This window comes from Stenotrophomonas indicatrix (genome assembly GCF_050573115.1).
Lineage (GTDB): Bacteria > Pseudomonadota > Gammaproteobacteria > Xanthomonadales > Xanthomonadaceae > Stenotrophomonas > Stenotrophomonas lactitubi_A.
In genome coordinates, this window is sequence record NZ_JBNYZT010000004.1 from 87,615 (window position 1) to 113,587 (window position 25,973).

Below are 25,973 nucleotides of genomic sequence, written 5' to 3' on the forward strand. Positions count from 1 at the left end.
ACAATATGCGTATTGCAACCACAGGCTGGACCCTCATGGCTTCGATCCGCATCGCGATGGCGCAGTTCGACTTCCCGGTCGGCGATGTCGCCGGCAACACCGAGCGCATCATCGAGATGATCGGTCAGGCGCGCGACGAATACGGCGCCGGGCTGGTGATGTTCCCCGAGCTGGCAGTCAGCGGCTATCCGCCGGAAGACCTGCTGCTGCGCCCGGGCTTCCTGTATGAGTGCGAGCAGGCGATGACCCGCATTGCGGCTGCGTGCCGTGGCATCACCGCCGTGGTCGGTTGGCCGCAGGCGGCCGGTGCGGTGGTCTACAACGCGGCCAGCGTACTGCGCGATGGCCTGGTGGAGCAGACCTACCGCAAGCGCGAGCTGCCCAATTACGCGGTATTCGACGAGCGTCGCTACTTCGACGTCGACCCGGACGGTGGCAGCTGCGTGTTCGAGGTCGACGGCATTCCGGTCGGCCTGCTGATCTGCGAAGACCTGTGGTTCGCCGAGCCGCTGGCCGATACGGTGCGTGCCGGTGCACAGCTGGTGGTGGTGCCCAACGCTTCGCCCTACGAACGCGGCAAGCATGCCCAGCGCGATGCGGTACTGGCTGCACGTACCCGCGAAAGCGGCGCGGCCATCGCCTACCTCAACGTGGTGGGCGGCCAGGATGCCTTGGTGTTCGATGGTGCATCGGTGGTGGCCGATGGTGATGGCACGGTGCATCCAGCCGCAGCTGCCTTCGTCGACCAGTGGCTGGTGGTGGAGTACGACGGCGCTACGCGCCGCTTCATGCCGCACGTGTGGATGGACGACGGCGACGAGAGCATGGACGCGCTGGCCTGGCGCGCGGTGACCCGCGGCATCCAGGACTACTGCAGCAAGAATGGCTTCAAAAAGGTGTGGCTGGGCCTGTCCGGCGGCATCGATTCGGCGATCGTGCTGGCGATGGCGGTCGATGCGCTGGGCGCGGAAAACGTCACCGCGGTGCGCCTGCCCTCGCGCTATACCGCAGGCATGTCCAACGACCTGGCCGCCGAGCAGTGCGAAGCACTGGGCGTGAAGCTGGAAGCCGTTTCCATCGAGCCGGCATTCCAGGGCCTGATGCAGGCGCTGGCACCGATGTTCGAGGGCACCACGCCGGATGTGACCGAGGAGAACCTGCAGTCACGCAGCCGTGGCGTGATCCTGATGGCATTGGCCAACAAGTTCGGTGGCCTGCTGTTGACCACCGGCAACAAGAGCGAATACGCGGTCGGCTACGCCACGATCTATGGCGACATGTGTGGCGGCTACGCGCCGCTGAAGGATCTGTACAAGACCGAGGTGTTCGGCTTGTCCAAGTGGCGCAACACGGTGGGCGGTGCACCGGTGATCCCGCCGGCAGTGATCAGCCGCCCGCCCTCGGCCGAACTGCGCGAGAACCAGACCGACCAGGATTCGCTGCCGGCCTACGATGTGCTGGACGGCATCCTGTATCGCTACATCGACCAGGAGCAGTCGCGTACGGAGATCGTCGCCGCCGGCTACGACGCGGCGGTGGTGGATCGTGTGCTGCGGCTGGTCCGCATCAGCGAGTGGAAGCGTCACCAGGCCGCGCCGGGCCCGAAGGTCTCGCGCCGCGCGTTCGGGCGTGAGCGCCGGTACCCGATCAGCAACGGCTACAAGAGCTGAGGGTCGGTCGCCGGGCATGGCCCGGCGCTACCAAACGATAGGTAGTGCCGGCCGCTGGCCGGCAACCCGATGCACCGTGCATCCACGCATGGCGTGGATCTACCGGGTGTCGTCCAGCAGCTGTTCCAGGCCGGCGGTTTCAGCGGCCTCGTTGAAGGAATCGTTGCCCAGCCGCGCACGAACGAATGCCAGGCCATCGGCCGCCGCTGCGTCGAGCGTGCCCCGATGGTCGACCGGGTATCGGCGGAACGCCACCGGCTCGCCGCGCAGGGCCAGGCCGACGGCATACAGCAGGGTGGTCAGATAGGGCACGTCGCGATCCTGGCTGCCGTGGCCCAGCATCAGCGGCTGGCTGAAGCCCCGCCGTGGCACGCCCAGATAGTCATGCAGCAGTGCCCAGACGCCCGGTACCGAGGTCAACGGCGCGCTGAACATTTCCCCTGTGTTGGCGCCTTCCAGGGTGGCAGCCAGCGGGCCGAGACATTGCTGGCGTGCCAGCGCGACCCGCGCATGGCCTTCATCGCTGAGCACGCGTGCGATACGCGGCTCCACCTGCAGCAGGCCATCGAGCAGGTAGGCGTGATAGGCGTTGACCGCACCGGGATTGGCTGTGCGGTTGTCGGGCTTCATGACCAATGCGGTCAGTTCGACGGCCGTGGGCGTGCCGGTGGTGAAGCTGCCGCGGTACTGCAGCGAGGGCCCATAGGTCGGTGCCAGATGGCCGGCAGTGAGCGCGGCGGCGCCGCCCTGCGAGTGGCCCACGGAGACCCAGCGCGGCGACAGTGTGGCATCGCCGAGGAAATGGCGGCCGGCCTTGATGAGATCGATGGCGTTGCGCGCGGAGGTACGTACGTGCAGGTAGGCGTGGTCACCTGGGCTGCCCAGGCCTTGGTAGTCGGCGGCAACGACGGCATAGCCCTGTCCCAGGAACTGGTCGAGGAAACGGCCATCGCGCTCGGGCTGATAGGGTCCGGATACCGAAGGCGCGCAGTGGTCGGCGATGCCCTGGGTGCCGTGTGCCCAGGACACCACCGGCCAGCCACCTGCCGGCGCAGGCCCGGCGGGCAGGTAGACCAGCCCGGTGGCCTGGGCCAGGCTGCCGTGATGATCGGGGGTGCGGTAGGCCAGCTTGTAGGCCTGGGCGGCCTTGGAGGGCACCCAGCTGGCACGGTAGGGCGAGGCTGAGAGCAGGTCACCTGGCTGCGCCGCGAGGGCGGCAAGGGGGCTGGTGGCCAGAGCGAGAAGGGCCGTGACCAGCAGGGTCGGGCGGGGTCGCAACCGCTGGGACGATGAGGACATGTGGCGCTCCGTGCAGGCCGGGATGGCCTTTGCGCCGCAGTCTGGAAGCTGTCCCTTCGCGCTGACTGGGACGGACGTCGCAGCGATCGCGGATTCGGAGAATTCCTAGCGATGGCGCCAGGCAAAAAAAAGGCCCCTTGCGGGGCCTCTTTCTTACTTCTTTTCCAGTCGCGCGTTGCGCTGGCCGGTGGCGGCGGACTTCTCGCCGGCAAACGGGTTCAGCTTGCGGATCATCCAAGGATACTTCGGCCACTTGCCTTCCAGCCACGGGTGGTCCGGCTGGTTCAGCTGCAGCACGCGGCGGGCGTCGTCGGCCAGGGTCTTGTTGCCCAGGTGGGTGTAGGAGTCGGCCAGTACCGCCACGGCATCGTTCTGGAACGCGCTCTGCGGGTAGGTTTCCAGCAGGTAGTTGGCGCGGCCGGCGGCCGAGACCCAGGCGCCACGGCGCATGTAGTACAGGGCGTTGTCGAGCTCGTGCTGGGCGAATACGTCACGCAGCACCAGCATCCGCTGGCGCGCATCGGCGGCATAGCGGCTGTTGGGGTAGCGGTCGACCACGATGTTGAAGTCTGAATACGCCTGGTGCGGCGTGGACAGATCGCGGCGGCTTGCGTCCAGCGACCATACGCGACGCAGGAAAACCGTATTGCGGTTGGAGTTGGCCAGGCCGCGCAGGTAGTACAGGTACGCGATGTTGCGGTGGGTCGGGTAAGTACGGATGAAGCGGTCGATGCTGGACACCGCGTCATCGTGCTTGCCGGCCTTGTACTGGGCATAGGCCGATTCGATCATCGCCTGCTCGGTGTACGGGCCGTAGGGATACTGTGCCACCAGACGGCGGAAGCTGGCTTCAGCGCCGCTCCAGTTGCCGCCTTGCATCAGCTTGTGGCTCTTTTCGTAGAGCTGTTCGACCGGGGTGCCTTCATCAGGGCGATCGCCCTTGGTGCCGCGGTTGCAGCCGGTGGCGACGATGACCAGCACCAGCAGAAGGGCGGTCAGGCGGACGGGCGCGGAGAGCAGGACGGAGCGTCGGATCATGGGGTCAATGCGGGACGCGGCTGGAATACGAAGGGTCGATGATAGCCTAGTGTCCTGTCCAGCGACTGAAACCGGCTCGCCGGGACCCCAAAATTTCAAAGATGCCCCCTGCCATGTCTGAACAACCCTCCGAATCGGCCCGCCAGGCCATTGTCCCCGACACCTCCGCCGGCCGTCGTTTCGACGCGGTCGTGGCCGAGCTGTTCCCCGAATACTCCCGTTCCCGCCTGACCGAGTGGATCAAGGCCGGCGACGTCCTGCTGGACGGCGCACAGGCACGCCCGCGCGACGCACTGCGCGGCGGCGAGGTGGTCACCCTGCAGGTGGTGCTGGAAGCCCAGACCACGGCCGAGCCGGAAGACATCCCGCTGGACGTGCTGTTCGAGGACGAGCACCTGCTGGTGATCAACAAGCCCGTTGGCCTGGTCGTCCACCCCGGTGCCGGCAACCACAGCGGTACGCTGGTCAATGCGCTGCTGTACCGCGACCCGTCGGTGGCGGTGCTGCCGCGCGCGGGCATCGTGCACCGCCTGGACAAGGACACCAGCGGCGTGATGGTCGTGGCCCGCACGCTGGAAGCGCAGACCGCGCTGGTCGAGCAGTTGGCTGCCCGTGACGTGCACCGCCAGTACCTGGCCGTGGTGATGGGCGCGCTGGTAGCGGGTGGTACGGCGGATGCGCCGATTGATCGCCACCCGCGCGACCGCCTGAAGATGGGCGTGCGCGAAGATGGCAAGGAAGCGGTGACCCACTACCGCCTGCGCGAGCGCTTCCGCGCGCATACCGCGCTGGAATGCCGCCTGGAAACCGGGCGTACCCACCAGATCCGCGTGCACATGGCCCACCTGCGTCATCCGATCGTGGGCGATCAGCTGTACGGCGGCGCGCTGAAGCTGCCCAAGGGTGCCAGCGACGAGCTGGTGGCCGCGCTGCGCGGCTTCAAGCGCCAGGCCCTGCACGCAGAGACTCTGGAGTTCGTGCACCCGATCAGTGGTGAGCCGGTGCGCAATACCGCGCCGGCACCGGCCGACATGCTGCACCTGATGAAGGTGCTGCGCGAAGACAGCGCTGCCTTCGCCGAGCGCGAGCGGGACCGCTGGTAATGAATACCGCCCTGCCGTTGCTGCAGGCCGATTGGCCGGCGCCCCCGGGCGTGCATGCACTGACCACGCGCCGGCACGGCGCGGGGGTCTCGCCCGAGCCGTTTGCCCAGTTCAACCTGGGCAACCGGCACGCGGCCGACGGCGACACCCCGGCCAACGTCGAGCACAACCGGCAGTTGCTGCAGCAGGGCCTGGCACTGCCGTCGGCGCCGCATTGGCTGCGCCAGGTGCACAGCAGCACCGTGCTGCGTTTCGCTGCGCCGCCGGTGGAAGGGGCCAGCGAACCTGTAGCCGATGCCGCGGTGACGTCGGTACCCGGCGTGGTGCTGGCGATCCTCACCGCGGACTGCCTGCCGGTGGTGTTCGCCGCTGTCGATGGCAGCGAGGTGGGCGCCGCCCATGCCGGTTGGCGTGGCCTGGCCGACGGCATGCTGGAGGCCACCGTGGCCGCCATGCAGACGCCACCGGCACAGCTGCGGGCGTGGCTGGGCCCGGCAGCGGGACCGGCCGATTACGAGATCGGCGAAGAGGTGTACCACGCCTTCGTCGGCCACGACGCGGCCGCTGCTTCGGCCTTCGTGGCGACCCGGCCCGGGCACTGGAAGGTGGATCTGTTCGCGCTGGCGCGACAGCGCCTGCAGGCGGCGGGCATGGAGGTGGGTAACATCCATGGCGGCACGGTCTCGACCATGGCGGATGCGGATCTGTACTCGCATCGCCGCGATCGCCGTACCGGTCGGATGGCGACACTGGTGTGGATGGAATGAGTCCGGTTGGCGGCCCTGTGGGGTCAGAGCCCTTTTCAGCTGAAAAGGGATCCGACCCCAGTCAGACCGCTGTGATCGTCTTCGACGGCGTCTGCGCATTGTGCAGCCGCTGGGTGCGTTTCCTGCTGCGCTTCGACCGGCAGGAGCGCTTTCGCTTCGCGGCGATGCAGGGCGCGCAGGGCAGCGCGCTGTTACGGGCGCACGGCCTGGACGCGCACGACCCGACCTCGTTCCTGCTGTTGGACGGGCAGGGCGCGTGGACCGATACCGATGCGATCCTGCGCGTGCTCCGGTCACTGGGCGGTGGTTGGCGCCTGGCGGCCGTGCTGCGCGTGCTGCCACGGCGTTGGCGCGATGGTGCGTACCGCGTGCTGGCGAGCAACCGCTATCGATGGTTTGGGCGGCATGACGCGTGCTTCCTGCCGACGCCGGCACAGGCCGCGCGCTTCCTCGATTGATCGCCTGTTGTTGTAGAGCCGAGCCATGCTCGGTTGGCTTTTGTAGAGTCAAGCCATGCTCGATTGCTCCGCTCGACTCTACGGAAGAGCCAGCCGAGCATGGCTCGGCTCTACAGGAGCTCTTGCCTCAGCCTTCCAGCGCCTCGAGGTAGCTGCGGCGCCAGTGGTTGATGTCGTACGTGCGCAGGTGCTCCATCATGGCCTGCCAGCGCTCCTTGCGCCTGCGCAGGGACATGGTGGCGGCGGTGGCGATGGCATCGGCCACACCATCCAGGTCGTGCGGATTGACCAGCAGCGCCTGCTTCAGTTCATCGGCGGCGCCGGCCAGCAGGGACAGCACCAGCACACCGGGATCTTCCGGGTCCTGTGAGGCCACGTATTCCTTGGCCACCAGGTTCATGCCATCGCGCAGCGGCGTGACCAGGCCGACAGCGGCAGCGCGGTAGAAGCCGGTCAGGGTGGCGTGGGTGAAGTTCTGGTTGACGTAGCGCAGCGGGGTCCAATCGGGCTCGGCGTGGCCACCATTGATGTGGCCGGCGATCTGCTCCAGCTGGCTGCGCAGTTGCCGGTACTCGGTGACATCGCCGCGCGAGACCGGCGCGATCTGCAGGTAGGTGAGCGAGCCGCGCTGGTCGGGATGGCGCTGCAGGTAGCGTTCGAAGCCGAGGAAACGCTCAGGCAGCCCCTTGGAGTAGTCCAGGCGATCCACGCCGATGGCGAGCTGGCGATCGCGCAGGCTGCTGCGCAGGTTCTTCACTGCCGCTTTGCTGGCGGCGGTGCTGGCCTGGCGGGCGATCAGCTCGGTGTCGATGCCGATCGGGAACGCCGCGGCGCGGAAGTGGCGTCCACCGGGCGCTTCAAGATTGCCGTTGTCGAGCACCCGACCGCCGCCGAACAGCCGCAGGTAAGTCTGGAAGCGATCGGCATCGCGCTGGGTCTGGAAGCCGACCAGGTCGTAGGCATACAGCGCCGAGAACAGCCGCAGATGGTCGGGCATGGCCTGCAGCAGATCCGCTGAGGGCATCGGGATGTGCAGGAAGAAACCGATGCGGCAGCCGATGCCGCGCTCACGCAGCATCGCGCCGAGCGGAATCAGGTGGTAATCGTGGATCCAGACGATGTCGTCTTCGCGCAGCAGCGGCGCCAGCTTGTCGGCGAACAGTGCGTTGACCCTGTGGTACGTCTCGCGGGTGCCGCGGTCGTAGTCGACCAGGTCCAAGCGGAAGTGCAGCAGTGGCCACAGTGTGCGATTGGCGAAGCCGTTGTAGTAGCCATCCACATCGCGCTTGGCCAGGTCCATGGTGACGTACTGGATATCGCCGTCGCGCTGTTCGTGCAGCGTGCCACTGGCCTCGCGCACGCTCTTCCCACTCCAGCCGAACCACAGCCCGCCGCGTTCCTTCAGTGCCGCCAGCAGGCCCACGGCGAGTCCACCGGCGCGGTTCTCGCCGGGGACGGCAACGCGGTTGGAAACGATGACAAGACGGCTCACGAGGCCTCCTGCCAGGACCGCGACAGGCGCATGGCCGCGGTGATCAGGCCGACATGCGAGTAGGTCTGCGGGAAGTTGCCCCAGGCTTCACCACCGTCGAACGCAAGGTCTTCCGACAGCAGGCCCAGATGGTTGCGCTGCTGCAACAGTGCCTCGAACATCTCGCGTGCTTCGTCCATGCGGCCGATGGCAGCGAGCGCATCGATGTACCAGAACGTGCAGATGGTGAAGCTGGTTTCCGGCTCGCCGAAATCATCCGCTGCGATGTATCGGTACAGCGCGTTGCCGTGCTTGAGGTCGCGGCCGATGGCCTCGACGGTGGCGATGAAGCGTGCGTCGTTGGCGTCGATGAAGCCGATGTCGGCCAGCAGCAGCAACGAGGCATCCAGGCGGTGGCCATTGAAGGTATCGGTGAAGTGGCCGAGTTCATCGCTCCAGGCTTTTTCCATGATGCGTGCGTGGATGGTGTCGGCACGCTCGCGCCAGTACTGCGCGCGGTCATCACGCTTCAGGCGCACGGCGATCTTGCACAGGCGATCACACGCCGCCCAGCACATCGCGCTGGTGTAAGTGTGCACTTCGGTACGGCCGCGGAACTCCCACAGGCCGGCGTCGGGCACGTCGTGCAGTGCGAAAGCCTGTTCGCCCAGCGGTTCCAGCCGTGCGAAGGTATGGCTGTCACCGGGATCCTGCAGGCGACGGTCGAAGAACAACTGGGTGGAGGCCAGCACCACGCTGCCGTATACATCGTGCTGGCGCTGCACCCAGGCCAGGTTGCCGCGCCGCACCGGGCCCATGCCGCGGTAGCCGGACAGGCTGGGTACTTCGTCCTCGTCCAGCTTGGCTTCGAAGCCGATGCCGTACAGCGGTTGCAGCGTGCCGTCGGTGGTGGCCAGGTTGAAGATGTAACCGAGGAACTGCTCCATCGTGCGGGTGGCGCCCAGACGGTTCAACGCGCGCACCACGAAGGCGGCATCGCGCAGCCAGCAATAGCGATAATCCCAGTTGCGTACGCTTCCGGGCGCCTCCGGAATCGAGGTGGTCATTGCCGCGATGATCGCGCCGCTGTCCTCGTACTGGCAGAGTTTGAGGGTGATCGCACTGCGGATCACCGCGTCCTGCCATTCCAGCGGAATGGACAGGTAACGCACCCATTCGCGCCAATAGTCGCGGGTGCGCTGGAAGGCTTCCTGCACGTAGCCGCTGATGGAGCGGTTGAGGGATTCATCCACGCCCAGGATCAGATGGATGGGATGGTTGAGCACGAACGGCAGGCCATCACGCACGAAGCGCACAGGAACGTCGGTAGTCAAGCGCAGCACATGCTCGGGCAGGATCCAGCGCACGTGGTTGCTGCCCCAGGTGGACTCCGGCACGCGCGCGCCCCAGTCGGCCAGCGGGCGCGCACGGATCACGATGCGCGGGCTGCCGGACAACGGACGCACCTGGCGGATCAGGCTGACCGGCCGGTAGAAGCGGTCGTTCTGGCGCCAGCGCGGGGCGAAATCGAGGATTTCCAGCGCGCCGCCATGCGCATCGCGCAGCACGGTGCGCAGGATCGCGGTGTTGGTGAGGTATTCCTGTTCGCTGTCGGCGAAGTCCTCCAGCTCGATGGCGAAGTCGCCACCGGTCTGCTGGTTGGGGCTGAGCAGGGCACAGAAGGTCGGGTCGCCGTCGAAAGTCGGCAGGCAACTCCAGACAACACGGGCGTGTTTGTCGACCAGGGCGCCGAAGCTGCCGTTGCCGACCACGCCCAGATCAAGATCGGGTTGGGTCATCACGCGGTACATCTCGGTTGCGGCCGTGGGGGCCGGGGTCAATACGCATTCTCACGCAGCCAGGCGTGCACGCTGCGTATGTCGGGCAGCGCGAACACCGCCGCGCTGGGTTCACGTTCGCCGATCAGCACGCTCCAGCCGTGCAGGCCGTTGGCCGCATCGAAGCCGAATTCATCGGTCAGGTCATCGCCGAGGAACACCGGCAGACGCCCGCGAAACGGCAGGTACTGCATCAGCCGGCGTACGGCCCGGCCCTTGTTGGTAGCCACCGGCACGAACTCAACGACATGGTCGCCCGGCTGCAGGCGGTAGCTGGCACGGCCGCGAATGTGGCGGTCGGCGAAGGCACGCACGTCGTTGGCTGCATGCGGTGCACCACGCCAGTGCAGGGCCAGGCCTATGCCCTTGTTCTCGACCAGTACGCCGGGGTGGCCATGGGCGAAACGCATGGCTTGTTGATGAAGGGCATGCAGCCAATCGGCGGTGTCATCGCCATGCTCATCGCGTATCACGCGGCCATCATGCGCACGCAGCTCGTGGCCATGCAGGCCCGCGGCGGGAAGCTGCAGCGGTGCGAACAACTGGTCCAGTTGCTCAAGCGGGCGACCACTGACCAGTGCCACGGCACCTTCCAGTCGATCGCTGATGCGGCCGATGGCTTCACGCACATCGGGGAGAAGCTGCACGGCGTCGGGGCGTGCAGCGAATTCGATCAGGGTGCCATCCACATCGAGGAACAACGCGCAGGCGTCGTCCAGCAATGGAGGTGGCGGACGCAGGGGGAGCGGTTCAGCCATGGCGACCACCATGCCAGCGCCAGCGTGTACGTGGGGTCGAGGTCAGGCTACGGCTGTGGGTCGTGCCGGCTGTGCGGACCAACGGTCCGCACCCACCCGCAGCGATCAATGGCGCCCGGCGGGTGCCGACCGTTGGTCGGCACGCCGTTCGCGGCAATCAGAACGTGTAACGCACGCGCCCGTAGTAGTACGCACCGTTGCTGCCGATCGGCGACAGCACGTCGTAGGGCAGGTTGCCGAAGTAGTGGATGTCCTCGTTGGAACGATCCGGGTAGTTGTCGGTCAGGTTCTGCCCACCGATGGCCACGCTCCACTGCGGCGTGATGCGGTACTCCACTTCCGCATCCAGCTGCCATTCGGCCTGGTAGGTCTGGCGCGGAATGTAGCCATCACCGAAGTTGAATACGCGGGTCGCGCTGCCGTAGCGGTTCACCCGGCTGCTCAGCGACCAGCGGTCGTTGCTCCAGCTGGCCGCGAAACTGCCACGGGTGCGCGGTGTGGCGTCGGTCAGCGTATTGGTCTCTTCGATGCCGAACAGTACGTAGTCCGGGTCGAGTGCCTGCAGCTGCGCCGGCGTGGCCAGTACGTTCTTCAATGTGGTCTTGGTGTAGGCGTAGGTGCCGGTCAGCAGCAGCTGGCCATCGCCCAGCGACTGCCGCCAGTTGCTCACCAGCTCGGCGCCGCGGGTGCGCGTGTCTGCAGCGTTGACGAAGAAGCTGGCGCTCTGCAGGCCGCTGACGCCGTAGTTGGTGGCCACGTAGTCGGTCAGCGCATCGCCGGTGATGCTCTCCGACAATGCGATGCGGTCGTCGATGTCGATCTGGAAGAAGTCCAGCGACAGGTCGAAGTGCTCGCCGATGCGGCTGGTGAAGCCGAGCGAGGTGTTCAGCGACTTCTCCGGCTTCAGGTCCTGCGCACCCAGGCCACGGGCGATGGGATTGTTGACCGACAGCAGGCGGCCCTGCACCAGCTGGCCACCGGCGTTGTAACCGGTGGAGGTGGATTCGTAGCCGATCTGCGCCAGCGACGGCGCGCGGAAATTGTTGGAGATCGCACCGCGCAGGGCGAATGCGGGGGTGAATTCGTAGCGCAGGCCGAGCTTGCCGGTCAGTTCGCCGCCGAAGTCATCGCTGTGCTCGTAGCGCGCTGCCAGATCGGTGGAGAATTTTTCGCCGAACTGGCTGGACAGGCTGGCGTAGGCGCTGGCCACATCACGCGACAGGGTGGCCGCGTCCTGCGGGGTCAGGCCGCCGCCAGCCTGCGAGCCGGTTGGACGATCGGTGTACGGGCCGGCGGCGTAGCTGGCCGGGTCGCCTGGACGCGTCTGGTAGCGCTCGTGGCGGGCTTCCGCGCCCAGGCCCAGGGTGTGGCTGATGCTGTCGGACTGGGAGAACACGCGGCTAAGATCGAAGTTGCCCACGGTCTGCGCGTATTCGTAGTCGGCGGTCTTGAAGCGGGTCGGGCTGGTCGGGCCCAGCGAGGCGTTCAGCGAATCACGCAGGCGGTAGGTGAAGTCGTTCTGGCCGTAGTCGAGGCTGCCGTCGTAAGCCCATTCGCCCCACTGCCCGCGCACACCGGCCACTGCCTGCACATCGCGGTTCTCGCCTTCGGAGATCGGCCGGTAGCCGTTGGGGTAGACCTGCTTCCAGTTGGCATCGCCGTCGGGATAGCGGAAGTAGTTCGCGCCTTCGGTGTCACGCTGGTTGAACGTGCCGAACGCATAGAACGTCGCGGTCTTGCCGACCGGAATCTCGGTGTTCAGCCACAGGTTGATGTCCTTGCTGGCGCCATCACCGAGCACGTAGTTGCGCTTGCCCTGCAGGGCAAGATTGGCTTCGGTCTGGTCCCACGGCGGTATCTGGTCGAAGCCGGCGCGGTTGGTGCCGTTGCGCTTCTTGTATTCCAGGCCCACGCGCAGGAAGCCGCCGTCCTCGCCCAGCGAGGTGCCGACCTTGGCGCTGATGTTGCCGGTCTGGCCATCGGTGAGGGTGCGGCCGATCGGCTTGAGATCGGTGTGGTTGGCGCCGTAGCTGGCTTCGATCTCGCCACCGTCGCCACCGTTGTCGAGGATCACGTTGATCACCCCGGCCACCGCATCGGAACCGTACAGCGCACCGGCGCCATCGCGCAGCACTTCGATGCGCTTGATGGCGCTGACCGGGATCGAATTGAAATCGACCGGGGTGGTGCCCTTGCCGATCTTGCTGTCGGTGTTGACCAGCGCGGTGTGGTGGCGGCGCTTGCCGTTGATCAGCACCAGCACCTGGTCCGGCGACAGTCCGCGCAGTTGCGCGGCGCGCACGTGGTCGGCGCCGCCGGAGTTGGACTGGCGCGGGAAGTTGAACGAGGGCAGCAGGGCCTGCAGGGCGCTGCCCAGCTCGCCGTTGACCACACCGGCCTTGCGGATGTCCTCGGCGGTCAGCACGTCCACCGGCGAAGTGGATTCAAGCACGGTGCGGTCGGCAGCGCGGGTGCCGGTGACGATCACCGTGTCCAGGTTGGTGGCAGCGTCCTGGGCCGAAGCCAGGGTGGGGGACAGGGCGAGCGCGATGGCGAGGCCGAGCGGCGACGCGGACAGGCGGGGGGACATGCGGACTCCAGCAACAACGACGTGGGGAAGGGGCGGGGGAGATAGTTTCACTTACATCCATCCGGATGAAGCGATATATTATCTTGGCGTGAGGAGGTGGTGCGATGCAAGCCCCGTCTCCCATCGCATCACTTCATGCCCTGCCGGCATGAGGGCATTGGTTGCAGCCGCAACCGAGGCGCAGGTGTACCCTCCGTGCCCCTTCGTCGTGCTTTTTCCCCTTCCCGGAGTGCTGTTCCCGATGAAACACCTTGGCCTTGTCTTCGCCGTGCTGCTGGCCACCAGTGGCTGCGCCAGCCTGTCCTCCAAGGCGCCCAGCGCCTATGCCACCACCGCCGATCTGCAGGGCGACGCCGCGCGGCCGTCCAGCGGCCACGGCTGGGTGCGCAGCGAGCTCTACTTCGGCGTGGGTGAAGAGCAGGGCGCCGGTGACCGCCCGCAGGCCGACACCATCAGCGATGCGCAGTGGCGCGCGTTCCTGGACAAGGAAGTCACGCCGCGCTTCCCGGACGGGCTGACTGTGTTCGATGCCTACGGCCAGTGGCTGTTCCGTGGCGATGCGACGCCCAACCGCCTGCGCACCAAGGTGCTGGTAGTGCTGCACGAGGACAGCCCGCAGCGTCGCGCCGACATCGAAGCGATCCGGCTGGCCTGGAAGCAGCAGACCAAGCACCAGTCGGTGCTGTGGTCGCGGCAGCCGGTTGACGTATCGTTCTGACCCAGAGGCGCCATGGTGGCGCTGCAGGGAATGACGATGAAACCCAGGGATGCGTTGTTGGGCGTGATGCTTGCCGGCGTGTTGGCGCCAATGGCGCAGGCGCAGGCGCAGGATGAGGACCGGGGCCCGCTGCAATTCTCACCAGCAGCGGGCGTGCAGGTGACCGCCGAGGTGCAGGAGGACGGCATGCTTGCCGTGCTGCTGCAGCCGGCAGGGAAGCGCCAGCGCCTGCCTGGCGCGCCGGACGCCGATGGCAATTCGCGCCTGAGCGCGGAGGACCTCGATTTCGATGGACACCCTGAACTGGTCGCGCGCGCGGCGGTGGGCATGGTCAATGAGGCCGTTGCGGTCTATCGCTTCGACGCGGGCAGTGGTGAATTCCGCGCGCTGAAGGCGGTGACCCATGGACACGACCAGTGCGGCGAACTGATGGGCCTCACCGCCGATGCAGTCACGCGCACGCTGACTGCCAGCTGCCGCAGCGGGCCGATGTGGTACACCGACGTGTATCGCTTCAACGGCCCGCAGCTCTATCTGTATCGCGGTGAGAATGTGCTGATGCTGGGCGATATGCTCAACCAGGCGCTGCACTGGAAAGAGACCGAAAGCCAAGGCCCGCTGGCGGTGTGGCGCACCTATGATCCTGCCGGCAAGGTGCTGGAAAGCGCCATTGGTGACGGATTGGGCGCACCAGCCAGCGGCGCACCGCTGCGGGGCCAGGAAGCCACCGTGGTGCCAGCGCGCCTGTTCCTGTTCGACTGGCCCGGCGCATCAAGCACTAAGCGTTACCTGGTACAGGGCGATCAGGTGGAAATGCTGGATGAGCAGGACGGCTGGGTGAAGCTGCGTTACCGCACTCCGAAACAGGGCGCGATCGAGGGCTGGATCAACGTCAATGATTAACGGCAGCGCTGCCCGGAGTTTGCACAACAAGGCGATCGGCCTCTTGCCCACGGGAGCATCACTTCACCGGGTCTAGCCTCGGGTTTCCCCCGAACCAGGCTGCAGCACCATGAGCAAGCGCGTTGCCGAGATCGTCGTCGATACATTGCAGCAGGCGGGCGTCCGCCGTTGTTATGGCATCGTCGGCGACACCCTGAACCATGTCACCGACGCACTGCATCGCAGTGAAATCGAGTGGGTGCATGTGCGCCACGAAGAGGTCGCGGCGTTCGCGGCCGGTGCCGATTCATTGATCAGCGGCCAGCTGACCGCCTGCGCGGGCTCGTGCGGGCCTGGTGGCCTGCATTTCATCAACGGCATCTTCGAGAGCAACCGCAACCGCGCACCGATGGTGCTGATCGCCAGCCAGGTGGTCACCAGCGAACTCGGCATGGAATTCCCGCAGGAAGTGGATTTCAAGGCGGTGTACGGCAGCTGCACGGTGTTCTGCGAGCAGGTGCACAGTCCGGCACAGGCACGCCGCGTGGTGGCGCTCGCCTGCCAGGCGGCAATCAGCCGGCGCGGCGTGGCGGTGGTGATCCTGCCGGCCGACATCAGCGAAGCGGACGTGAAGCACGATGTGCCGTTCTCGGTGCATTACACGCAACCCGTGCTGCGCCCGTCCGATAGCGAACTGCAGCAGATTGCTGAACTGCTGGGGCAGGGCAAGCGTATCGGCATCTATGCCGGCGCCGGTTGCCAAGGCGCGCATGCGCAGTTGCTGGAACTGGCGCGGCGCCTGCAGGCACCGGTGGCGCATACCTCGCGTGCGAAGGACTTCGTCGAGCCGGACAACCCGTACAACATGGGCATGACCGGCGTCTTCGGTATCGAATCCGGATTCCATACGTTGATGGCGTGCGACACGCTGCTGCTGCTCGGTGCGGATTTCGCCTGGGGCCAGTTCTATCCGGACAAGGCCACGATCATCCAGGTCGACCGCGACGGCAGCCACCTCGGCCGTCGCCATCCGGTGAACCTGGGCGTGGTCGGTGATATAGCGCCGACGCTGGATGCACTGTTGCCGATGCTGCCCCCGCGCGAAGACAGCAGCTTCCTGGACGAGTGCATCGAGCATCGCGACAAGGCGCTGAAGAAGCGCGAGCAGGAGGAGCAGCCGGGTGAAGGCGAGCTGATCCATCCGCAGCACCTGACGGCGTTGCTGTCGAAGTACGCCACCGACGATGCACTGTTCACCGCGGACGGTGGCTCGCCGATGGTGTGGGTGCTACGGCACATCCGGGTGAACGGCAAGCGCCGTACGCTGACCAGCCTGCTGCACGGCACGATGGCCAACGCGATGCCGCAGGCACTGGGCCTGCAGAAGGCCTTCCCGGGCCGCCAGGTGATCTCGCTGTCCGGTGACGGTGGGCTGGCGATGCTGCTGGGCGATCTGCTGACCGCGGTACAGGAGAACCTGCCCATCAAGGTGGTGGTGTTCAACAACGGTTCGCTGAATTTCGTCGAGCTGGAGCAGAAGGTGGAGGGCCTGCTGGACAACTACACCGACCTGAAGAATCCGGACTTCGGCCGTTTGGCCGAGGTGATCGGCTTCCATGGCCGCACGGTGACCCGCAGCGAGGACCTGGAAGAAGCGGTGCAGGATTTCCTGGCCCAGCGTGGGCCTGCGTTGCTGGACGTGCACACCAGTCGCGCGGAGCTGGTGATGCCACCGCAGATCGAGGCCAAGCAGGTGGCGGGGACGGCGCTGTACGCGGCCAAGGCGGTGCTGAGCGGTCGCATCGACGACGTCAAGCATCTGCTGGTGGACAACTTCCTGAAGAAATGAGGGTTGGGGTCTGATGCAGGGCTGCGCCCTGCACCCGCAGAGGCAACGTCAACGTCAACGTCAAAAGCCGGGTATCGGTGGGATGGCGGGGTGGGTCCGGCTGCGGGGGACGCCGTAAACCCTTCCCTGGGGGCTTGGCCGCGGCTTGCTCGTGTGCGCTGTCCTGCGTACACGGCAAGACCTGGGTTGGGCATCCTGCCCAACCCGCCCGAGGCATGCCTCGGGCCCATGCCGCGGACACCCCCGCAACCGGACCCACCCCGCCTTCGACAGATTTCCACTGCTGTTGGTAGGTGTCGACCTTGGTCGACACGGTAGATCCACGCCATGCGTGGATGTTTCCCGGTAGTGCCGGCCGCTGGCCGGCAACCAGATAAATGCCTGCGATCAGGCGCTCGCGAGCGTAGCGACCGGCTTCTGCTTTTGATCTTTGATTCTCTTCCGTGGCTGGCGCCCGCAGGAAACTGTCAGGGGCCGGGCGGGCAGGCTGCGCAGGGGCGTGAGCCGCATGGATGCGGCGACCGAGCTTACATGGACGTACTTGCAGCGACCCCTGCGCAGCCTGCCCGCTCGGCCCAACCCGGGAAATCGCAGTTCGCGACCAACCACGAGGGGCTCCGCCGTTGGCTGGAACCCATCATTCCACGCGGGAATTGGCGCGCCGGCCCCGCTGGGCCTACCATCGGCGGTCCCCACCCCCACCGCCCCTTCCATGTCCGCTCCCGCTTCCACCGCGCCGCGCCGCTGGTTCGTCGCTGGCGACTTCAATGGCTTCTTCGGCCTGGTCGTCGACAATCTCTCCATCCTCGGCTTCATCGCCATGGCCCTGGTCGGGATGTTCCAGTTCCCCGCCGACGTGGTCTTCGGCCGCATGTTCCCCGGCACTGCCCTGGGCGTGCTGGTCGGCAACCTGCTGTACACCCTGATGGCACGGCGCCTGGCCGCGCGGACCGGGCGCGACGATGTCACCGCCATGCCGCTCGGCCTGGATGCGCCGACCAGCATCGGCATGGCCCTGCTGGTGCTGGGCCCGGCCTTCCTGGCCTTCAAGCAGCAGGGCATGGACCCGCACGCTGCGGCCATCGCCACCTGGCAGCTGGGCATGGCCTCGCTGGTCATCATGGGCGTGCTCAAGCTGATCCTGTCGTTCTTCGGTGAAGCAGTGACCCGCGCGCTGCCGCGTGCCGCGCTGCTTGGCTCCATCGCTGGCATCGCGCTGGTGCTGATGGGCCTGCTGCCGCTGCTGGAAACCCTGCGTTCGCCGCTGGTCGGTTTCACCACGCTGGGCCTGCTGCTGTACGTGCTGATTGCCAAGGGCAAGCTGCCGCTGCGTGGCCCCGGCGTGCTGCTGGCCTTCGTGTTCGGCACCGTCCTGTACTACGGGCTCGGCCTGGCCGGGCTGGGTGTGCCCGGCTTCCAGATTCCGGCCTGGGTACCGCCGCAGGTGGTGCTGCCGCTGCCCACGCTGGGCTTCATCGAGGGCCTGCCGACTGCGATGACCTACCTGCCGCTGCTGCTGCCGTTCGGCCTGCTGATGGTGGTCGGTGGCATCAACGTCTCCGAGAGCGCGCGCGCCGCCGGCGATGACTACCGCACCCGCGACATCCTGCTTGTGGAAGCGGTGGCCACGCTGGTGGCTGGCGTCTGCGGTGGCGTGGCGCAGACCACTCCGTACATCGGCCAGCCGGCCTACAAGCACATGGGCGCGCGCAGCGGCTACACGCTGCTGACCGGCCTGTTCGTCGGCATCGGCGGCATGCTGGGCATCATTTCCGGGCTGGTGCAGTGGCTGCCGCTGGCGGTGCTGGCGCCGATCATCGTGTATGTGTCGATCGACATCACCACCCAGGCGTTCCAGGCCACGCCGCGCCAGCATGCCGGTGCGATGGTGCTGGGCTTCCTGCCGTCGGCGGCCTACCTGCTGGCGATCAAGGCGCCGGGCTGGATTCCGGCCGAGCAGATGGGCGCGCTGCTGACCCACGTCGATGGTCATGGCCTGCCGGAACTGGCGGTAATCTTCGCGCTCGGCAATGGTTTCATCATCACCTCGATGCTGTGGATCGCCACGGTCGCGGCGATGGTCGATGGTCGCCTGCGCCGCGCCTGCGGCTTCCTGCTGGTGGCGGCGGCGCTCACCCTGTTCGGCCTGATCCATTCGGTGGATCCACGCGGCGGCATCTACCTGCCGTGGGACCTGCAGGGCCTTGCCCGTGTCATCAGCTGGCAGTTCGCGGGCGCGTATGTGGCGTTGGCCATCCTGTTGGGGCTGTTGTCGCTGCAGAAGCAGGCGGTGAAGCCGCTGGCTGGGACCGACTGATCACGCGTGGTGCCGGCTTGGCCGGCACCCTCCTGGGCTCCGGTTGGATCCTGCAGTTGCCGGCCAGCGGCCGGCACTACCGCTCTGAATCCAGCTCCGGGTAATGCCGGAAGATGCCGTTGGTGTTGAAGGCAAGCCGCCGCTCCGAAGCGAGATAGGCGGCGATGCCAGGCCGTTGCTCCACTCGATCCTTCAATGCGCGCAGCAACGGCAGCGTGGGCCACAGTGCCTGCATGCGACGCGGAAACATGTAGTCCAGCCCGCTCAGCAGCTGGAACAGCGACAGATCCACGTAGGAGTGTTCGCGCAGCGGGTGGCGACCGCCGTTGGCCTTCAGCACCTGCTCGAAGTAGCCGAGGAACTTCGGCAGGCGCTCACCGCGCATCGCAGCTGCGCGCGCCTTGGCTTCGGTCTTCTGGTCTTCGTAGTACTTCGACGCGGCGATCGGATGATGGGTGTCGTGCACCTCGGCCACCAGATCGGCGATGGTCAGCTGCAACTGCAGCGCCTGCATGCGCCGCGAGGCTGCCTGCGGGACCAGATCCAGCGTCGGACCGAGGAAATCGAGAATGACCGCGACCTGTGCGATGACCTGTCGCCCTGCCTTCAGGAACGGTGGCGCGAAAGGTTGCGCACCTTCGCCTTGGCCGTCGAGGAACGGTTGCATCACCGCGTCGCCATGCACCCGCGCCATGTCGATGTAATCCGCGCCGGCGTCTTCCAAAGCCAGGCGTACGAATTCGCCACGGCCCTGGATGCCGGTCCAGTAGTACAGCGCGTACTGCATGAAGACTTCTCCGCCAGGCAGGAACAACAGGGTCGCGCGTACCGCGCAAAGCAGGCGTGAACCACAACGCCAGCGGAATGGGTGGGGAACCCCCCGGAATCCGGGGAGTCACACCTTGTCCATGCAGGTGAAAAGCGAGGTACTGCATCATGCAGAGTGGAAAAGCGGTCTGGCCCTGGGTTCTGGGCGTGGTGGTGGTGGGCGGCGCGGGCACATGGTTGTTCCGCGACCAGTTGCAGGGCCTGGCAGATGGCGTATCGGTGCCGGTGCAATCCAACCCGACCTCGGCAGGCGCCGTACCGAAGCCGGTTGCCGTCGAAGAGCCCGCACCACCGCCGATCAGGCATCCGCTGGATGCCGAGGCTGCCGCCGACCCGGCGCTGCCGAAACTGGCTGACAGCGATGCCGTTGCCTGGAGCGCATTGAGTGAACTGTTTCAGGGTGAGGGGGCATTGACTGCGCTGCTGCGCGATCACCTGATCCAGCGACTGGTTACCCAGGTCGACAACCTGGACAAGGCCAGTGTGCCGCCAACCGCGCTGGCCGCTCGTCCGCTGCCGGGCAGCCTGCAGGTTGAGCAGGGAGAGGGCGGCGAACGCATCGCCGCGGCCAATGCGGCGCGCTATGCGCCCTACGTGCAGGCATTCACCGCGATTGACCCAGCAGCCGCAGCCGTTACCTACAAGCGCTTCTATCCGTTGATCCAGCAGGCCTACGTCGATCTTGGAAAGCCCGACGGCTACTTCAATGATCGCCTGGTGTCAGTCATCGATCACCTGCTGGACACCCCTGAGCTGGCTCAAGCGCCGCTGGTGGAGCGCGATGAACGCGGACGCTACCGATTCGTCGATGCCACGCTGCAATCGCGCTCGATCGGCCAGAAGGCCTTGCTGCGCATGGACGCGGCGCAGGCGCGGGCGGTCAAGCAGCAGCTGCGGGCGATCCGGGCAGCCATCACGCATGGCTGAGGACTACAACGACTGCAGGAAGGCTTCGATGTCCTGCAGTTCCTGGCGGCTGAGCCCACGCGGGCGCAGCAACGGATCGGGTTGCGGGAACGGATCGGCGTTGGCTGCCGACGCTGCGGGCGGGCGCGGACGCGCACCGCCCGCGTTGTAGAACGCCAGCACGCCGGACAGGCGCGGAATCAGCCCGTTGTGCATGTAGGGCGCGGTGCTGGCCACACCACGCAGCGATGGTGTGCGAAAACGGCCGCTGTCGGCAGGATCGCCAGTGATCTCATACCGCCCAAGATCCTGCCGGGAGCGGCCATGAAAGTGCAGGCCGAGATTGTGGAATCCGTTGTCGGTCAGGGCCGGGCCGTTGTGGCAGTTCATGCACCCGGCAGTGGTGCGGAACAGATGCAGGCCACGAAGCTGCGCATCCTCCAGCGCATGGACATTACCGCGCAGGAAACGATCGAAACGGCTGTTGCGTGGCGACAGGCTGCGTTCGAAGGCAGCTATCGCCTGGCCCAGCTGGGCGGCGTCAATGCGTGGTTGCGCAAACACCTCGTTGAAGGCATGGCGATAGGACGCATCGCCGCGCAGGCGGCGCACCGCGCCCTGCGCCGTGAATCCCATCTCGATTCGATCGGCGATGGGGCGCAGGGCCTGCTGCTCCAGCGTGGAGGCTCGGCCATCCCAGAACAGCGGCGCAACGTGTGCACTGGCAGCGACGCTCGGTGCATTGCGGCGACCGGGCTGACGGTCGTGCCCGAATGACACGCGGCGGCCATCGGCCCAGCCCAGGTCCGGGTCGTGGCAGCTGGCGCAGGCCAACTGCCGCGACTTCGACAGGATGGGGTCGAAGAACAGCCGTCGGCCCAGCGCCACCTTGGCAGGTGTTGATCGATTGTCCGCAGGATCGACCGGTGTCGGCAGTGGCGCCAGCTCGTACCAGAGCACCCCGGGCTCCACGTCGGGTGCGGGCCAGCCTGCGCTGGGCCCGCTGTACAGGGCGCGCAGGCAGACGCCCTCTGGCCGCGGAGGCAGCATGTCGGGGCAGGGCGTGCTGCGCGCGGGCGCTGGCCCGCCCGCGCCGCCCAGCAACAGGGCAGCGACGGGCAGCAACATGCGCAGGGGACGGGTACGCTTCATCTGCAATGGCCCGACGCAGCTGCGCGGGCCGCAGGCTCAGAACGAATAGCCCAGTTCCAGCCAGAAACTGCGGCCGGGTTCGTAGTACATGGTGGTTGCTGCAGTGCCACTGGCGGTGGTCAGGTTGCTGCGGTTGAGCACGTTCTGCACCTCCATGCGTGCGTAGGCCTCCTGGTCGCGTGGAAGTGCAAGGCGATATTCCAGGTTGGCGTCCCAGGTCCAGGTGCCGGCGTACTTGCGGCTGGTGAGGTTGGGTGCGGTGATGCCATCGATGGTCTGCGACGCACCGGTGGAAAAGCCTTCGAAGCCGGCGCGGTAGCGGAAGAAATTGTTCCAGCTCAAGCCCAGCGCGGGAATTTCGGTGCGGGTGCTCAGGCGTGCACTCCACGGGCGCAGGAACTGCGTGGCGGGCAGCTCGTAGCGGTACATCAGCTTGCCATCCAGGCGTACCAGCTCGAACATGTCGTCGCTGTCTTCGTAGCTGTTGTAGTTGCGCTTGACGTCGGTGTAGTCAGCCGAAAGCTGGAAGCTGTTGCGCGTGCCCAGCACCTCCCAGGGCCGCTGCGAAGCGACCGACAGGGTCCAGATCTCCGCATCGCTGCGGCCTTCGTTGGTGTATTCGAAGGTGTTGAGGTTGTAGAGGGTGCGATCGGGGCCGTCGACCTTGCGGCGCAGGATGTCCTTGCGCGTGGCACGGTTGACGTACTTCAGGTTGAAGACCAGCCCTGCCACACGCTGGTCCACGCCCAGGGTCCACTCATCGCTATAGGGCGAATCGACGTCGCGCAGGCGGTTGGTCGCCACGTTGGTCGTGCTGGTGGCATCGGCCCACGTAGTGGATGCCTTGGTGCGCACCAGCGTCTCGCGCAGGCGTTCACGGCCATCGCGCAGCAGGTAGCTGTAGAAGCTGCGGCCGTAGTAGCGGTTCACGCCGGCATTGATGACCGTGCGCCGGTCGCCCAGCACATCCCAGGAAACGGCTACGCGCGGGGACAGGTTGGTCTGGCTCCAGACGTTGTTGCGGTCCAGGCGCAGGCCCGGACGGATGTTCCAGTTGCCCACGTGGATGTCGTCCTGCAGCCACGCTTCGTATTCCTCGCCGCTGACCTCGAACCTGCCGGCGTGGTAAAGCTGCCGCTGCTTGAAGTACTGCCCGGCGCCACCGGCACGCAGCGGCGAGAGCGAGCACGAGAACGTATCGATGGTGCCGTCGGAAAGCTTGCAGCTGCTGGTGACGCCCGTGGACAGATACACCGAATGATCATTCAGGCGCTCATAGCTGCCGTCACGGCGCTGCACGCCCAGGCCGAACTGCAGGGAGTGTTCGCTGCGCCCGACCGTGAAGATGTCGCGGTCCACCACCGCCCGGTAGCCAATGCGGCGGTCATTCTGGTCGACATTGCCATAGCTGCCCTCGGAGCTGATGCCGGTCGGGCTCCAGTTGAATTCCTCGGAACTGGACCAGTTGCGCATGTAGTCCAGGTCGCTGCGGCGCGAGGATTCCACGTTGCTGTAGTTGACCGTATTGCGCAGGGTCCAGGCGCCGTGGGTCCAGTTCGCACGCAGGCTGGCGGTAGGCCCTCCGGATTTGATGTCGAACCAGGAATCACGGCCGTTCATGATGTAGTAGCGGTCATCGGTGGGCGCATATGAAAAGCTTGCGCCCAATGTCAGGCCATCGTCGTTCTGCCAGTCCAGGGCAACGCTGGCACTGGTGTTCTCGCGGGTCTGGGTCTTCTGGTTGACGTCATCGCCGGCAGAGTTGCGGCCGGCGGAATAGGCGCGCAGCGGAATGTCCGAGTGGGTGCGGGTGACCGTGCCGATGATGCCCAGGCCAAACGAAGTTCGGCCCTCCAGGCGCGCGCCCACGCGGTATTTGTCGTACTGCGGCTGGTAGGCATAGGTGGCCGAATCGGCGTAGTTTTCAGCCTGTGCGTCGTTGGCGATGATCTGGTCCCAGGCCGAGCGTGCCATGCGCATCCACACCTTGCCATGCAGGCCATCGCTGGCCTTGCGGCTGCGCGCATCGACCACGCCGCCGGTGAAGCCGCCATACGCCGCCGGAACGTTCGCGTCATATACCGTCAGCGATTCCAGAAGGTCCACATCCACGGCGATGCCCTGTGCCGCGCTGGGCACGTCCACCGCGTTGTTGGGGTTGCCGGTGCCGGAGACGTTGAACGCGGGGTCGATGTCGTTGTTGATGGTCGCGCCATCGAGCAGGAACAGGTTCTGGTAGTACGGCGCACCGTTGATGCTGAAGTCGTCCGGCCGGATCTCGCCCATGTTGCGGCTGCTGTTGTTCGAATCGCTGAATTGCACGGCCGGGTTGCTGCGCAGGGCCGTGGCGATATCACCATTGCCCTTTACCTGCGCTTCGAGCGCATCGGCGTCCATCGTCATGCCCTGTCCGTAGGGCAGGGCCTGTGGCAGTGCAACCCGGCCATCGGCGCCGCCCACGCGCAGCGGCTGGGTCTGGCGGGTGGCGGTGGCGCGGCGCAGGGTGTAGCTGCCGTCCTCGCGGCGTACCGCGCGCAGCCCACTGCTCTGCAGCAGCGCGCCAAACCCTGCATCCACATCGAGTCCTTCCGCCACTGGCGCTGCCTGGCGGCCGCGGGTCAGCGATGGATCGAAGGACAGGGCGACACCGCGTTCGGCGGCGAACGTGCTCAGTGCGCTGCCCAGCGAAGGGGCGGTGGCAGGTGCTGCTGGCGCGACAGGTGCGCTCTGGGCGAACACCGGGGTGGCGACGAGGGCGGCGGCCAGCACGCTCACGCGCAGGCGGGTGGAAGTCATGGGCATGGAAGAGGGGCGGAATAAGAGGGTTCACTTCCTCTGCCCCCCGAAACGGGAAAAAGTGTCACCCGCGGGTGTCGGCCGGCCGCAGCTGGATCCACAGCCCCCGCTGGGCCTGCACGGCGTAGGTCGCTGCGAGCATGGACAAGCTGCGGTCCAGGTCATCCAGCGGGTAGGCACCGGACACGGGCAGTGCGGCGATCGCCGGATCCACACGCAGCCAGTGGCGGTGGTAGCGACCCAGTTCCTGCACCAGCTGCTGCAGTGGCAAGGCGTCGGCTACCAGCATGCCGTGGGTCCACGCATCCGCGCCGGGGTTGGCGGGCTGCGGCTGTGGCAGCGACTGCCGGTTCCAGCGCAGTTGCATCCCTGCATCGACCCGGCGATGCCGCGTGCCTGTATCGATGCGAACTGCACCCTCCTGCACCACCAGAAGCGCGTCCTCGGCGAACAGGCGCACGCTGAAGCGGGTGCCGAGCGCTTGCAGGATGCCCTGCGGTGTAGCGACCCGGAACGGCCGGGTCGGCTGCTGCGGATCGGGCGAGGTAGCCACCTGCACCTGCCCGTGCCGCAGCCTCAACAGGCGTTGCTGACCATCAAAGGCGATATCCACGGCGGTGTCGGTGTCCAGCTGTAGCACGCTGCCGTCGTCCAGCACGTGGCGCAGGCGCTCGCCCACGGCTGTACGCACGCTGGCGTTCCATGCGGCCTCGTCGTACAGGCGCCAGGCCAGCCACCCACCCAGCGGGGCGACCAGCAGTGCGGCGACACTGCGCAATAGCGCGCGCCGGCCCGGCGAGGCGGCGCGCTGCAGTGCGCTATGGGCCAATGGCGGTGGAACCTGCCCGCTCAGCGCCAGCAAACGTTCCGCGCGCTGCCATGCGCGCGCATGGTCGGGATCGGCATCGTGCCAGCGCTGCCACCGCGCGCGCTGCGCCGCGCTGCCGTCTTCGTGCAGGCGCATCAGCCAATCGGCTGCCTGCTCCAGTATGCGCGGCGGAAGTGCCGGTGCGGCGGCGGTCTCAGCCGGCATACGCCAGGCAGCCCAACAGTGCCCGTTTCATATGCCGCTTCACCGTGGACAGCGACAGTCCCAGCTCTTCGCTGATGGCCTCATAGCGAAGCCCGTCGAACTGCGCCAGCAGGAACACCCGGCGTGCCATCGCCGGCAACCCGTCCAGCATCGCATCAATCTGCTGCAGTGCTTCGCGCACCAGCGCCTGTTCCTCCAGCGAGGGCAGCACTGGCTCTGGAAACTGCGCCAGATACTCCAGATACGTGCGTTCCAATGCCTGGCGGCGGAACCAGTTGGCGGCCAGCCCGCGCGCCACGGTGGTCAGGAACGCGCGCGGCTCGCGCAGCGCAGCCAGGTCGCGTCCCTGCAGCAGGCGAGCGAAGGTGTCCTGGGTAAGGTCATCGGCCACATCGCGATTGCCCACGCGCCCACTCAACCAGCCTTGCAGCCAGGCGCGGTGATCGCGGTACAGCATGCCCAGTTGTTCGTGATGAGGAGCCATGGGGGAGCGGGTGGCG

The 25,973-nt window shown here is 66.7% G+C and carries 20 protein-coding genes; 9 read left to right on the forward strand and 11 right to left on the reverse strand.

The features are described from left to right. Positions 1-35 precede the first annotated feature (35 nt). Complete coding sequence (locus tag ACQ5SA_RS11385; RefSeq protein WP_230110602.1) at positions 36-1,670, forward strand: NAD+ synthase; 1,635 nt, start codon at positions 36-38, stop codon at positions 1,668-1,670. A gap of 99 nt (positions 1,671-1,769) precedes the next feature. Here the strand turns inward: ACQ5SA_RS11385 and ACQ5SA_RS11390 are convergent, their stop codons facing one another. Together ACQ5SA_RS11390 and ACQ5SA_RS11395 are read right to left on the reverse strand one after the other, a co-directional pair. Then, complete coding sequence (locus ACQ5SA_RS11390) at positions 1,770-2,969, reverse strand: lipase family protein (protein WP_230110603.1); 1,200 nt, start codon at positions 2,967-2,969, stop codon at positions 1,770-1,772. A 153-nt stretch (positions 2,970-3,122) separates the two neighbouring features. Next, complete coding sequence (locus ACQ5SA_RS11395; protein WP_089236594.1) at positions 3,123-4,007, reverse strand: outer membrane protein assembly factor BamD; 885 nt, start codon at positions 4,005-4,007, stop codon at positions 3,123-3,125. 113 nt (positions 4,008-4,120) lie between these two features. On the opposite strand from ACQ5SA_RS11395, the gene rluD reads away from it, so the two are divergent. The 3 genes from rluD to ACQ5SA_RS11410 are packed head-to-tail and all read left to right on the forward strand — an operon-like array spanning position 4,121 to position 6,335. Further along, positions 4,121-5,110 (forward strand): 23S rRNA pseudouridine(1911/1915/1917) synthase RluD, encoded by a 990-nt coding sequence (gene rluD, locus ACQ5SA_RS11400; RefSeq protein WP_089236593.1) that lies wholly within the window; start codon positions 4,121-4,123, stop codon positions 5,108-5,110. Then, positions 5,110-5,877, forward strand: coding sequence for a peptidoglycan editing factor PgeF (pgeF, locus tag ACQ5SA_RS11405; protein WP_499314290.1), 768 nt, complete (start codon positions 5,110-5,112; stop codon positions 5,875-5,877). The genes rluD and pgeF overlap by 1 nt, the downstream gene beginning before the upstream one ends. Next, a complete protein-coding gene (locus tag ACQ5SA_RS11410; RefSeq protein WP_499314291.1) occupies positions 5,874-6,335 on the forward strand; it encodes a thiol-disulfide oxidoreductase DCC family protein in 462 nt (153 codons plus the stop codon). Before pgeF ends, ACQ5SA_RS11410 begins: the two co-directional genes overlap by 4 nt. Before the next feature lie 127 nt (positions 6,336-6,462). On the opposite strand, the gene otsA is transcribed toward ACQ5SA_RS11410, so the two are convergent. The 4 genes from otsA to ACQ5SA_RS11430 all read right to left on the reverse strand — a co-directional run bounded on the left by otsA (position 6,463) and on the right by ACQ5SA_RS11430 (position 12,992). Next, a complete protein-coding gene (gene otsA, locus ACQ5SA_RS11415) occupies positions 6,463-7,827 on the reverse strand; it encodes an alpha,alpha-trehalose-phosphate synthase (UDP-forming) (protein WP_230110608.1) in 1,365 nt (454 codons plus the stop codon). Further along, positions 7,824-9,605 carry a glycoside hydrolase family 15 protein gene (locus ACQ5SA_RS11420; RefSeq protein ID WP_499314292.1) on the reverse strand — a complete coding sequence of 594 codons (1,782 nt, stop codon included), beginning with the start codon at positions 9,603-9,605 and terminating at the stop codon, positions 7,824-7,826. Before ACQ5SA_RS11420 ends, otsA begins: the two co-directional genes overlap by 4 nt. Before the next feature lie 38 nt (positions 9,606-9,643). Beyond that, the gene (otsB, locus tag ACQ5SA_RS11425; RefSeq protein ID WP_499314293.1) at positions 9,644-10,402 is read right to left on the reverse strand and encodes a trehalose-phosphatase; all 759 of its coding nucleotides are present in this window, start codon (positions 10,400-10,402) and stop codon (positions 9,644-9,646) included. Positions 10,403-10,559: 157 nt separating this feature from the next. Then, positions 10,560-12,992 carry a TonB-dependent receptor plug domain-containing protein gene (locus tag ACQ5SA_RS11430; RefSeq protein ID WP_499314294.1) on the reverse strand — a complete coding sequence of 811 codons (2,433 nt, stop codon included), beginning with the start codon at positions 12,990-12,992 and terminating at the stop codon, positions 10,560-10,562. A 241-nt stretch (positions 12,993-13,233) separates the two neighbouring features. On the opposite strand from ACQ5SA_RS11430, the gene ACQ5SA_RS11435 reads away from it, so the two are divergent. From ACQ5SA_RS11435 to ACQ5SA_RS11450, 4 genes are all read left to right on the forward strand, one after another. Next, the gene (locus ACQ5SA_RS11435) at positions 13,234-13,710 is read left to right on the forward strand and encodes a DUF3574 domain-containing protein (RefSeq protein ID WP_165780999.1); all 477 of its coding nucleotides are present in this window, start codon (positions 13,234-13,236) and stop codon (positions 13,708-13,710) included. A gap of 36 nt (positions 13,711-13,746) precedes the next feature. Beyond that, positions 13,747-14,613, forward strand: coding sequence for an XAC2610-related protein (locus ACQ5SA_RS11440; RefSeq protein WP_353100709.1), 867 nt, complete (start codon positions 13,747-13,749; stop codon positions 14,611-14,613). Positions 14,614-14,722: 109 nt separating this feature from the next. After that, positions 14,723-16,441 carry a thiamine pyrophosphate-dependent enzyme gene (locus ACQ5SA_RS11445; RefSeq protein WP_499314295.1) on the forward strand — a complete coding sequence of 573 codons (1,719 nt, stop codon included), beginning with the start codon at positions 14,723-14,725 and terminating at the stop codon, positions 16,439-16,441. A gap of 712 nt (positions 16,442-17,153) precedes the next feature. Further along, on the forward strand, positions 17,154-18,758 hold the full coding sequence (locus tag ACQ5SA_RS11450; RefSeq protein ID WP_230112854.1) for a SulP family inorganic anion transporter: 1,605 nt from the start codon (positions 17,154-17,156) through the stop codon (positions 18,756-18,758). Between the two features lie 76 nt (positions 18,759-18,834). Here the strand turns inward: ACQ5SA_RS11450 and ACQ5SA_RS11455 are convergent, their stop codons facing one another. After that, entirely contained in the window at positions 18,835-19,545 is a 711-nt protein-coding gene (locus tag ACQ5SA_RS11455) for a glutathione S-transferase (protein WP_230112855.1), read from the reverse strand. A 149-nt stretch (positions 19,546-19,694) separates the two neighbouring features. Here ACQ5SA_RS11455 and ACQ5SA_RS11460 point away from each other — a divergent pair, with 149 nt between their 5' ends. After that, entirely contained in the window at positions 19,695-20,513 is an 819-nt protein-coding gene (locus ACQ5SA_RS11460; protein ID WP_499314296.1) for a DUF3014 domain-containing protein, read from the forward strand. Positions 20,514-20,516: 3 nt separating this feature from the next. On the opposite strand, the gene ACQ5SA_RS11465 is transcribed toward ACQ5SA_RS11460, so the two are convergent. The 4 genes from ACQ5SA_RS11465 to ACQ5SA_RS11480 form a co-directional block, all read right to left on the reverse strand. Next, positions 20,517-21,644: a cytochrome-c peroxidase gene (locus ACQ5SA_RS11465; RefSeq protein WP_499314297.1), complete on the reverse strand. Its 1,128-nt coding sequence runs from the start codon at positions 21,642-21,644 to the stop codon at positions 20,517-20,519. 36 nt (positions 21,645-21,680) lie between these two features. Then, positions 21,681-24,440, reverse strand: a complete 2,760-nt coding sequence (locus ACQ5SA_RS11470; RefSeq protein WP_499314298.1) for a TonB-dependent receptor plug domain-containing protein — start codon at positions 24,438-24,440, stop codon at positions 21,681-21,683. 64 nt (positions 24,441-24,504) lie between these two features. Beyond that, positions 24,505-25,473: a FecR domain-containing protein gene (locus ACQ5SA_RS11475; RefSeq protein ID WP_499314299.1), complete on the reverse strand. Its 969-nt coding sequence runs from the start codon at positions 25,471-25,473 to the stop codon at positions 24,505-24,507. Continuing rightward, positions 25,463-25,957 carry a sigma-70 family RNA polymerase sigma factor gene (locus ACQ5SA_RS11480; protein ID WP_499314300.1) on the reverse strand — a complete coding sequence of 165 codons (495 nt, stop codon included), beginning with the start codon at positions 25,955-25,957 and terminating at the stop codon, positions 25,463-25,465. Before ACQ5SA_RS11480 ends, ACQ5SA_RS11475 begins: the two co-directional genes overlap by 11 nt. Positions 25,958-25,973 lie beyond the last annotated feature (16 nt).

Excerpts from the sequence above, each read along its gene's own strand:
- ACQ5SA_RS11395 (WP_089236594.1), bottom strand. The coding sequence starts at position 4,007 with ATGATCCGACGCTCCGTCCTGCTCTCCGCGCCCGTCCGCCTGACCGCC.
- rluD (WP_089236593.1), top strand. The coding sequence starts at position 4,121 with ATGTCTGAACAACCCTCCGAATCGGCCCGCCAGGCCATTGTCCCCGAC.
- ACQ5SA_RS11440 (WP_353100709.1), top strand. The coding sequence starts at position 13,747 with ATGAAACCCAGGGATGCGTTGTTGGGCGTGATGCTTGCCGGCGTGTTG.
- ACQ5SA_RS11430 (WP_499314294.1), bottom strand. The coding sequence starts at position 12,992 with ATGTCCCCCCGCCTGTCCGCGTCGCCGCTCGGCCTCGCCATCGCGCTC.
- ACQ5SA_RS11390 (WP_230110603.1), bottom strand. The coding sequence starts at position 2,969 with ATGTCCTCATCGTCCCAGCGGTTGCGACCCCGCCCGACCCTGCTGGTC.
- ACQ5SA_RS11450 (WP_230112854.1), top strand. The coding sequence starts at position 17,154 with ATGTCCGCTCCCGCTTCCACCGCGCCGCGCCGCTGGTTCGTCGCTGGC.
- ACQ5SA_RS11465 (WP_499314297.1), bottom strand. The coding sequence starts at position 21,644 with ATGAAGCGTACCCGTCCCCTGCGCATGTTGCTGCCCGTCGCTGCCCTG.
- ACQ5SA_RS11455 (WP_230112855.1), bottom strand. The coding sequence starts at position 19,545 with ATGCAGTACGCGCTGTACTACTGGACCGGCATCCAGGGCCGTGGCGAA.
- ACQ5SA_RS11460 (WP_499314296.1), top strand. The coding sequence starts at position 19,695 with ATGCAGAGTGGAAAAGCGGTCTGGCCCTGGGTTCTGGGCGTGGTGGTG.
- ACQ5SA_RS11410 (WP_499314291.1), top strand. The coding sequence starts at position 5,874 with ATGAGTCCGGTTGGCGGCCCTGTGGGGTCAGAGCCCTTTTCAGCTGAA.
- ACQ5SA_RS11480 (WP_499314300.1), bottom strand. The coding sequence starts at position 25,957 with ATGGCTCCTCATCACGAACAACTGGGCATGCTGTACCGCGATCACCGC.
- ACQ5SA_RS11470 (WP_499314298.1), bottom strand. The coding sequence starts at position 24,440 with ATGACTTCCACCCGCCTGCGCGTGAGCGTGCTGGCCGCCGCCCTCGTC.
- ACQ5SA_RS11420 (WP_499314292.1), bottom strand. The coding sequence starts at position 9,605 with ATGACCCAACCCGATCTTGATCTGGGCGTGGTCGGCAACGGCAGCTTC.
- ACQ5SA_RS11445 (WP_499314295.1), top strand. The coding sequence starts at position 14,723 with ATGAGCAAGCGCGTTGCCGAGATCGTCGTCGATACATTGCAGCAGGCG.
- otsB (WP_499314293.1), bottom strand. The coding sequence starts at position 10,402 with ATGGCTGAACCGCTCCCCCTGCGTCCGCCACCTCCATTGCTGGACGAC.
- ACQ5SA_RS11475 (WP_499314299.1), bottom strand. The coding sequence starts at position 25,473 with ATGCCGGCTGAGACCGCCGCCGCACCGGCACTTCCGCCGCGCATACTG.
- ACQ5SA_RS11435 (WP_165780999.1), top strand. The coding sequence starts at position 13,234 with ATGAAACACCTTGGCCTTGTCTTCGCCGTGCTGCTGGCCACCAGTGGC.
- ACQ5SA_RS11385 (WP_230110602.1), top strand. The coding sequence starts at position 36 with ATGGCTTCGATCCGCATCGCGATGGCGCAGTTCGACTTCCCGGTCGGC.
- pgeF (WP_499314290.1), top strand. The coding sequence starts at position 5,110 with ATGAATACCGCCCTGCCGTTGCTGCAGGCCGATTGGCCGGCGCCCCCG.